The organism is Nocardia sp. CC201C (genome assembly GCF_030010695.1).
Taxonomy (GTDB): Bacteria; Actinomycetota; Actinomycetes; order Mycobacteriales; family Mycobacteriaceae; genus Nocardia; species Nocardia otitidiscaviarum.
This window is the reverse complement of record NZ_JASCXP010000333.1, coordinates 1-8,390: the sequence shown is the minus strand read 5'-3', so window position 1 is coordinate 8,390 and position 8,390 is coordinate 1. Positions and strand designations below refer to the sequence as shown.

The 8,390-nt window shown below is 71.2% G+C and carries 10 protein-coding genes; 6 read left to right on the top strand and 4 right to left on the bottom strand.

The annotated features are described in order from the left end of the window. Positions 1-51: 51 nt before the first annotated feature. Positions 52-1,047 carry a pyridoxal-phosphate dependent enzyme gene (locus tag QK444_RS27275; RefSeq protein ID WP_282785017.1) on the bottom strand — a complete coding sequence of 332 codons (996 nt, stop codon included), beginning with the start codon at positions 1,045-1,047 and terminating at the stop codon, positions 52-54. A 392-nt stretch (positions 1,048-1,439) separates the two neighbouring features. Between QK444_RS27275 and QK444_RS27270 the strand changes: the two genes are divergently transcribed. Beyond that, positions 1,440-2,324, top strand: coding sequence for a hypothetical protein (locus QK444_RS27270; RefSeq protein ID WP_282785016.1), 885 nt, complete (start codon positions 1,440-1,442; stop codon positions 2,322-2,324). A gap of 7 nt (positions 2,325-2,331) precedes the next feature. Here QK444_RS27270 and QK444_RS27265 read toward each other — a convergent pair whose 3' ends face one another. Further along, positions 2,332-2,982: a TetR/AcrR family transcriptional regulator gene (locus tag QK444_RS27265; protein ID WP_029932274.1), complete on the bottom strand. Its 651-nt coding sequence runs from the start codon at positions 2,980-2,982 to the stop codon at positions 2,332-2,334. Positions 2,983-3,071: 89 nt separating this feature from the next. Between QK444_RS27265 and QK444_RS27260 the strand changes: the two genes are divergently transcribed. From QK444_RS27260 to QK444_RS27250, 3 genes are all read left to right on the top strand, one after another. Next, a complete protein-coding gene (locus QK444_RS27260) occupies positions 3,072-4,544 on the top strand; it encodes a cytochrome P450 (protein ID WP_282785015.1) in 1,473 nt (490 codons plus the stop codon). Then, a complete protein-coding gene (locus tag QK444_RS27255) occupies positions 4,541-4,729 on the top strand; it encodes a ferredoxin (RefSeq protein ID WP_282785014.1) in 189 nt (62 codons plus the stop codon). The genes QK444_RS27260 and QK444_RS27255 overlap by 4 nt, the downstream gene beginning before the upstream one ends. 75 nt (positions 4,730-4,804) lie before the next feature. Further along, a complete protein-coding gene (locus QK444_RS27250; RefSeq protein WP_282785013.1) occupies positions 4,805-5,656 on the top strand; it encodes a hypothetical protein in 852 nt (283 codons plus the stop codon). Here QK444_RS27250 and QK444_RS27245 read toward each other — a convergent pair. Beyond that, complete coding sequence (locus tag QK444_RS27245) at positions 5,629-6,342, bottom strand: TetR/AcrR family transcriptional regulator (RefSeq protein WP_282785012.1); 714 nt, start codon at positions 6,340-6,342, stop codon at positions 5,629-5,631. The genes QK444_RS27250 and QK444_RS27245 overlap by 28 nt on opposite strands. Before the next feature lie 61 nt (positions 6,343-6,403). Here QK444_RS27245 and QK444_RS27240 point away from each other — a divergent pair, with 61 nt between their 5' ends. Both QK444_RS27240 and QK444_RS27235 read left to right on the top strand, forming a co-directional pair. Continuing rightward, positions 6,404-7,309, top strand: coding sequence for an oxygenase MpaB family protein (locus tag QK444_RS27240; protein ID WP_282785011.1), 906 nt, complete (start codon positions 6,404-6,406; stop codon positions 7,307-7,309). 28 nt (positions 7,310-7,337) lie between these two features. Continuing rightward, positions 7,338-7,871 (top strand): NAD(P)H-dependent oxidoreductase, encoded by a 534-nt coding sequence (locus QK444_RS27235; RefSeq protein ID WP_282785010.1) that lies wholly within the window; start codon positions 7,338-7,340, stop codon positions 7,869-7,871. A gap of 18 nt (positions 7,872-7,889) precedes the next feature. Here QK444_RS27235 and QK444_RS27230 read toward each other — a convergent pair. Continuing rightward, positions 7,890-8,390: hypothetical protein (locus tag QK444_RS27230; RefSeq protein WP_282785009.1), on the bottom strand; the 501-nt coding region annotated here is incomplete at its 5' end.

Below are 8,390 nucleotides of genomic sequence, written 5' to 3'. Positions count from 1 at the left end.
GGGCCGGTTCCGGGCTACCGCCGCGCGGGCCTGCGTGTCGGCCGGAATCACTTACCGTGGACCGTTGGTGTTGAGGTAGACGACCGGTCCGGCGTCGAAGTGGCCGCGGGCGTCGAGTTCCAATAGGGCCGCCAGGGCCTTGGCGGTGTAGACGGGTTCCAGTTCGAGGTGTTCGAGGTCGGCGGCAAGCCGTCGGGCCGCCTCGCCCTCGGCGGTGGGGTGGCCGTAGCCAGTGCCGAGCCAGTCCGTGAGGATCTCCAGATTGTCGGTGGGCGTGCGGGTTTCGGGTAGGCGCGCACCGCGGCGGCGGAGCAGGCGCGCGGTGCGGTGGGCGAGGCGGGTGAGCGATCGGTGGTCCAGGCGCAGGGTATCGTTCACGACCACGCCGAGCACGCGGGTGGACAGCCCCGCCAGCCGCAGGCCCAGGGCCAGCCCGGCCACCGTCCCGCCCGACCCCACCGGGGTGACGAGATGGGTCGGCTCGGGCAGCTCCCCGGACCGCACCTGCTCGGCCAGTTCCAGCGCCGCCTCCACATAGCCGAGCGCGCCCACTGGGGAGGAACCGCCCGCCGGGAGCGGATACGGCGGGCGCATGCCCGAGAAGTGCCGCGCGAGGAGCAGGGGCGCGGCCAGTACGGTCCGCGCCCTGGTATGGGTGAACCGCAGCTCCGCCCCGGAGGCGCGCAGCCGCTCCAACTGTCGCCGCACATGGTCGTCCACCGGCTGATCCACCAGTGCCAGTACGGTTTTCAGGCCGTGCTCGCGCCCGTAGAGCGCGGTCGCCAACCCCCAGTTGGTGCCCAGTCCGCCCACGGTCACGATGGTGCGCCGACCCCGCCGCAGCGCATCCGGCAACAGCCATTCGAGTTTGCGCACCTTGTTCCCGCCCCACCCGCCGTCCCCGAACGCGCTGTCGTCCTTCACCCACAGGTCCGCCCCGGCCCCCAACGCCGTCAGCCTCCGCACCGGTGTCGGCCGGGTACCGAGCGTCAGATGCGGCAGCGTCTGCGAGAGTTCCGGATGCGATCGGTGCAGCAGTGGAGTCACGCGCGCAGCGTATCCCGGCCACGCGCCGCTCCGCCGAGCCCAGCACTCCCAGCCCCGGCGCTCCGACGTGCGTGCCGGTACGCGACCTGCCCCGGCCACGCGCGGCCCCGGCGTCCTACGTCTACGCCTGCGCCGGCGTCCTACGTCTACGCCTGCGCCTGCGCCGGTGGCCTACGTCCTGCGCTTACGCCGGTGGCCTACGTCCTGCGCCTGCGTCCTGCGTGCGTCCTGCGCCTGCGCCTGCGTCCTGCACCTGTGGCCGGTGGCCTGCGTCCCGTGGCTGGCGACCCGCGCCCGCGACCTGTGGCCTTCGACCCGGCGCGTGTGTTCCGATCGGCGGTGCGCCGGGCGGAATGATGAGCGCTTCCGGCGAATCGGGCGCATGCTGAATCATGAGCACGAACAGTTCCGGCGGGAGCCGTGCGGGGTTGGCGCTGGCGATCGCCGGGGTGGCGGTCGTTCTCGCGGCGGCGGCGGTGCTGTTCGCGGTGAGTCGAGACGGAATCGATTCCGGTGACGGCGCGACGTCGGCGCGGCCCACCCCGGGAACCGTGTCCGTCGCGCCGACCACCGCACCCGGCTCCGGAGATGCCGGGTCGGGAACGTCGCAGCCCGGAGTTTCCGCGTCCGGCCCGGCCGCCCCGACCACTCCGTCCGACCCGGATCATTTCGCCTATCAGCCGCTGTGGCCCTTCGCCACCGCCGCCGACGCCGCCGACTGGCAGCGCGCCTACCGCGCGGGCGGTCATCAGCCGTGGCATCTCGACGCCCCCGCCGTCGCCCTCACGTTCACCCAGCAGTACCTGGGCTACGGCAGTGTCGACCGGGTGGTGAACACCCAGTACCGCGAGGACGAAGCGTGGATCACCGTCGGCTACGCCCGCCCCGACGATCCCGGCCACGTCGGCTTGCCCGCCGCCGTGCTGCACCTGGTGCGCTTCGGCAGCGGTCCGGACGCGCCGTGGGAGGTGGTCGGCACCGAGGACCGCACCCTCACCCTCACCACCCCGCCGTACGGCTCGCAGGTCGGTTCGCCGATCACGGTGGGCGGCCGCATCTCCGGCGTGGACGAGAGCCTCGACATCCAGGTCCGCCAGCTCGGCCGCGAGCAGCCGGTGGGCACGGTCGGCCGGATTCCCGCCGGCGGTACGGATATGCCGTGGTCGGCGACGGTCCCCGTCGATGCCTCGTGTCCGAGCACGCTCACGGTGGCGGTCGCGACCGGAGGCCATGTCACCGATGTGGAGCGCTTCGCGGTCACCGGGGTGCGCTGCTGAAAACCGTTCAGGATTCCAGCTTCTCGGCCAAGGCGGGCAGCCGGTCCACCATATCCACCACATAGTCGGCGACCACGTCGATCATGACGGGCCGCTCCACCTTCAGCCCGCCGTCCAGCCACACCAGCATGAGTTCGGCCGCGCCGCCGGTGATCAGCTGGGCCAGGGCGGTGAGCGCGTTGTCCTCGCCCTCGGGAATGTCGAGTAGCAGCCGGGCCTCCTGCATGATCACCGCCGCGACCCGCCGCATCCCCTCGAAGCGCCGTCGCATGAGGCCCTCGGTGCCGTGCGCCTGCGCCAGCGCGATATTGGCGCGGCGCGGATCGTCGGTGAGCGCCACGATGAGCGCCGCCACCCCGGCCCTGATCTTGTCCGCCTGGTCGCCCTCGGTCTCGGCGATGGCGGCGCGCGCGGAATCGAGTGCCGCGCCTTGGATCTCGTCGAGCAGGTCGCCGGCGAGCGCGTCCAGGTCCGGAAAGGATTCGTAGAAGAACCGCGGCCCGACCCGGGCCTGCTCGCAGACCCCGCGCACGGTGAGGGCGGACAGCCCCTGGGTGCCGATGATGTCGAGCGCGGCGTCCAGTAGGCGGCGACGGCGCTGCTCGCGCCGTTCGTCGGTGGTCGCTCCGCGATAGGTCCCGCCGAATTCCCGCCTCACACCGACCAGCTTGGCACACTTATCGGGAAACGACTGTTTACGGAAACCATCGTTTCCGGTACTGTGAGATTCATCTCGAAGGGAGACCGATGATGAATCTCCTTGTGCCCCGGGACTTCCGGGATCCGGTCGGCCATGCCCGCCAGCTGCGGGCCCGGCTCAATCAGCGGTTACAGCGCGCGGTCGGCGGGGTGGCGAAGCGTTATCCGTCACCGCCCCGCCCGCTGGCGACACCCCCGCCGGGCAGCGGCCTGAAACCGGTCATGGGTGATTTCGGGCCACCGTGGATCGGCTATATGCTCAGCTCGCTCGCCGACCCGATCGACTTCTCCCGCAGGCGATTACGGGACTACGGGCCGGTGAACTGGGCTGGTGGCTTCGGGCGTCCGATCGTCGGTGTCGGCAGCCCGGAGGCGCTGGAGCAGGTCATGCTGGACCGGGATCGGGTGTTCTCGGCGCAGCGCGGCTGGGAATTCCTGATCGGCCCGTTCTTCCGCGGCGGCCTGCTGCTGCGCGATTTCGACGATCACCTCTACCATCGCCGCATCCTGCAGCAGGTCTTCACGCGGCCGCGCCTGGACGGCTACCTCGAACTCACCTCGCCACTGCTGGCTCGGGGCATCGCGGACTGGCGGCCGGGACCGGACTTCCGGCTCTACGACGCGGTGAAACGGCTGTTGCTGGAGCAGGCGACCGCCGTCTTCGCGGGCGCGGAACTGGGCCCGGAGAGCAACCGGCTGTCGCGGGCGTTCGAGGACGCCGTGCACGGCGGCACCGCCATGATCCGGGCCGATGTCCCCGGCGGGGTGTGGCATCGTGGCCTGCGCGGTCGGCGCATGCTCGAGGAGTACTTCCGGCGCGAGCTACCGCGGCGGCGCGCGGGGGAGGCCGCCGATCTGTTCAGCGTCCTCGCCCGGGTGGCGACCATGCCCGAGCACCGGCTCACCGATGCCGACGTGATCGCGCACATGATCTTCGTGATGATGGCCGCGCACGACACCAGCGCCATCTCCATCGCCATGCTGGCCTACGAGCTGGCCCGGCACCCCGACTGGCAGGAGCGGCTGCGGGCGGAGTCGCGCGCCCTGGGCAAGGCAGATCTGGACTACGGCGACCTGGCCCGGCTGCCGAGTCTGGACCTGGCCTTCAAGGAGGCGCTGCGGATGTACGCACCGGTGGCCCAGCAGGCCCGTGAGACCATTGCCGACACCGATATCGCGGGCCACTTCGTCCCTGCGGGCACGCTCGTCATGACCGGGCCGTACACCATGATGCGGCAGCGGGAGTTCTGGCGTGATCCGGACGCCTTCGAGCCGGAGCGCTTCGACGCCGACCATCGTGAGGACGCCGCGCACCGCTTCGCCTGGGCGCCGTTCGGTGGCGGGGCGCACAAGTGCATCGGCCTCTACTTCGGCGGGATGACGGTGAAAGCGGTGCTGCACCGCATGCTGCTGGCGTACCGCTGGAGTGTGCCGCCGGGGTATCGGGTGCCGCTCATCGCGGGTACCGGGCCGTTGCCCGCCGACGGGCTGCCCATGCGGCTGGAACGGCTCGGCGCATGAGGATCGAGGCCGATCTCACCCGCTGTGCGGGGCACGGCATGTGCGAAGCCGTCGCGCCCGAGCTGTTCCGGGTGGGCGATGACGAGCGGGTGGCCGTGCGGTGTGCCGAGGTGCCGGATTCCGAGCGGGAGGTGGCCCTGTTGGCGGTGGACAGTTGCCCCACCCAGGCGCTGCGTTCGGCCTGATCACACCGGTCTCGAAATGTAATACCGACCGCGCGGTAGCTACTCAACAGCTACTGGTCGGTCTACTGTGCGGCTATGGATATGGCACTCGAGTGGGACCGGCACCCAGGTACCGGCCTGCGCCTGGCGAATGAACTAGCGGGAGCGGCGGGACTGTTCCAACTGGAGGACGTCGCCCTCGACCAGCCATCCGACCTGCTCGGCACCATTGCCGCCCGCTCGGACGGCCGCCTGCTCGGCTGGGCGGAGCTGCGCGCCGCCGGACCCCGCGACGCCTGGGTCCAGGTCATCGACGCCGATCGGCTCGTGCGCTCCATCCGCCTCGGACACACCGACGACACGCCCGCCACGCCGGACGAGACCGAAGTCTTCGCCACCCTCATCGCCTCCGCCGCCGGACACGCCCAGGGCGCGGGCTACCGCGTGCTGCGCTGGGAGGGGTCCGACACCGGTCCGGAGGGGCAGGCCGCCGCACTGCTGGAGGCCGATGTCATCGGTGAGGTGGCCCGGCTGTGGACCGCCGAGCTGGGCAGCTGGGAATCGCCGGAGGGGGCCGGGGCCATCGCCGCCGACCAGTGGATTCTGCACGCCGAGGCCGAGTCCACCGAGCCGCCCGGCAATCTGTTCATCGTGGCGTTGCTGGGTGAGGGGGCCACCGATCCGATCGCCACCATCACCGCCACCATCATCGACGACATCGCCTACATCAACACCGGCGAACAGATCTCCTACGCCGATGTCGACTCCGACCGCCTGGCCGGTCTCGTGGTGGCGCTGCTGGCCGAGATCCAGGATCGCTTCCCGACCGTCGCCATGCTGCGCGTCTTCGAGTTCGACGACGCCACCGTGCGCGCGGCCCTCGAGCACGCCGGACTGGAGTTGGCCGCGCACTTCCGCGATTACGAGCTGGTGCTGGTCGAGGACTGACCCCGCGCGGCGATCCGGTCCAGCCCGTCGAGGGCGCCCAGCATCAGCTCCACATTGTCGTGGACGAATTCGTCTCGGGCGTAAGGGGTTTCGCCGTAGGCCAGGGCGGTCATGGTCTCGCCGAAGGCCGCCACCAGGAAGCGTGCGGCGAGTACCACCGCCCGGTCCTCGGCCCGCGTGCCCGCGACGAGTCCGGCCAGGATGGTCGCGAAGGCGGTCACATAGTCCTCCGACCGCTCCAGTCTGCGCCGGGCGCTGCCGGGATGGCCGTATGCCTTGGTGGACAGGAATTTGCCCTTGGCGGGCTGGCCGAGGAAGAAGTCGGTGATGGCCTCCACCACCGCGGTGATGCGGGCGTGCCGGTCGGGCGGGGTGCCACGCACCGCGGCGTGCACCGTCTGCGCCAGCTCGCGCGCGGCGGCGTCGAATGCCGCCGCGGTGAGTTCGTCCAGATCGGCGAAGCTCTCGTAGACGAACCGGGTCGACAGGCCCGCCGCCGCGGCCACCCGCCGCACGGTCAGCGCGCCCGCTCCCTCGCGTGCCATCACCTCGATGGCGGCGTCGACCAGCTGCTCGCGCCGCCCGCGCATCCGCTCGTCGGCCGCGATCCCGCCGTAGCGCCGGGTCGCCTTCATCGACGCGGCTCCGACATGGTGGTCCGCGTCACTGCCGCCGAATGTTGACACATTTGTTTCCTGAAACCTACCTTTCTGGACACAAATGATTCCTCAATGTGGAGGCGTTGCCATGGCCAGCCCCGTGTCGGAAATCTACGCGACCGACGACCCCGAACCCGCGCGCCGGGGAGTCGCGCCGGACTCGCCGACTGCCCGCTACGCCGCCGACTGGCGACTGATCATGCTGGCCCCGAGCGCCCTGCTGCTCCAGGTCGCCCACCCGGTCATCGGTTCCGGCGTGGCACAGCACTCGGTCTACACCACCGACCCGCTGGGCCGCTTCGATCGCTCGTACTGGCCGACCATCGCCCTGGCCTTCTACGGCGACGACACCGCCGCCTACGGGCGCGACATCCGCGCCATGCACAAGGGCATCACCGGCGTGGACCACGCGGGCCGCCGCTATCACGCCTGGGAACCGGAGGCGTACTTCTGGGTGCTCGGCACCGCCTACTGGGCCAGCACGGTGGTGGCCGAACGCTTCGGAAAAGGACTGTCCCACACCGAGAAAGTCGAACTGTACGAGGGCTGGCGGCAGGCCGCCCTGCTGGCCGGCCTGCGCGACCGCGACGCCCCGGCCGGCGTGCCGGACTTCGACCGGTTCTTCGACCGCATGCTGACCGAGCGATTGGAACACCACCCGAGCGTGGACGACGTGCTCACCACCCTGCGCCGCCCACCGGCGCCGGCGGGTATGCCCGCCCTGCTGTGGCGGCCGATCATGTGGGGCGTTGTCGGACCGTTCGCGACCTGGGTGAACACCGGCGTCCTGCCGCCGCGCGCACGTGAGCTCTTCGGCCTGGAATGGACGGCGCGCGACGAGGCGCTGCTCCGTGCCTGGGCGGTGCTGGTGCGAACCGTGCACCGAGTGCTGCCGCGCCCGGTGCGTGAGATCGGCCGCACGGTCGCGCTGTTGCGCAAGGACGCCATCATCGCCACTGCCCGGCGCGCCGCGTCGGGTCCGCGCGGCGAATAGATCGGTCGCGTGCCGCGTTGGCAGGGAGGTGAATTCGACACCGACCATATTGTTGATATCGGGCAGTACGCGCGACGGCTCCACCAATACCGCCGCGCTGCGGACCGTTCAGGCGATCGCACCCGAGGACGTCTCGACCGAGCTGTACTCGGGCTTGGTCGACCTGCCGCAGTTCGTGCCCGGGGATGCGCCCGCGCCCGAGGCGGTGTCGGAGTTACGGCGGCGTCTGGCAGCCGTGGACGCGGTGCTGTTCTGTACGCCGGAGTACGCGGGGCTGCTGCCGGGGTCGCTGAAGAATCTGCTCGAATGGGTGGTCGGCAGCGGGGAGTTGAACGAGAAGCCGGTCGCCTGGATCAACGTGGCGCCCGATGGGCGCGGCGACGGCGCGGTGGCGAGCCTGCGCACGGCGCTCGGGTACGTGGGCGCCGAGATCGTCGACGCGGCGTGCGCCCGCGTGACGGTGGCGCGGGACGCGGTGGGGCCGGACGGTGTGGTGGCGGATGGCGAGGTGCGGGAGCGGTTGGCGGCCAACCTCTCCCGCCTGGTTGAGCGGGCGCGCTGACGGCGGGCGCGCGCCGGGCTAGCGGACGTCGCGGGGTACGCCGAGTTCGCGGTCCAGGTAGCGCAGGTCGGGATCGTCGCGGCTGCCGTTGCGGAAGGCGCGGAAGACCAGGTCCTGGGGATGGCGGACGGTGAAGACCGTGCGGAAGGTGGCGACGGTGCGCTGCGGGATGCCCGCCAGGCGGGGATGGTAGCCGGTGTGGGCCTCGGGTCCCTCCCAGATGAGTGCGCCGCTCTGCGGGGCGAAGGTCCAGCCGAGGGCGGTCATGCGGCGGTCGAATTCGCCCGCGCCGAGTCCGGCCACGTCCCAGCCACTGGCCTCGTTGTGCAGCCGGCGGCCGTGCAGGAACTGCACGAAGCACGGATCCGGCCCGGGGTGCGGGGTGCTGAGGCTGAGGACGCTGTCCCAGGGCAGCGTGGTCAGCGCCCAGGTCAGCCGGACGGTGAAATCGGACCAGTCGTCACACACCGGGGCGGCGGCGCGAGCGGTGGGGCGTTCGGCGGGCAGGCCGTAGGAATC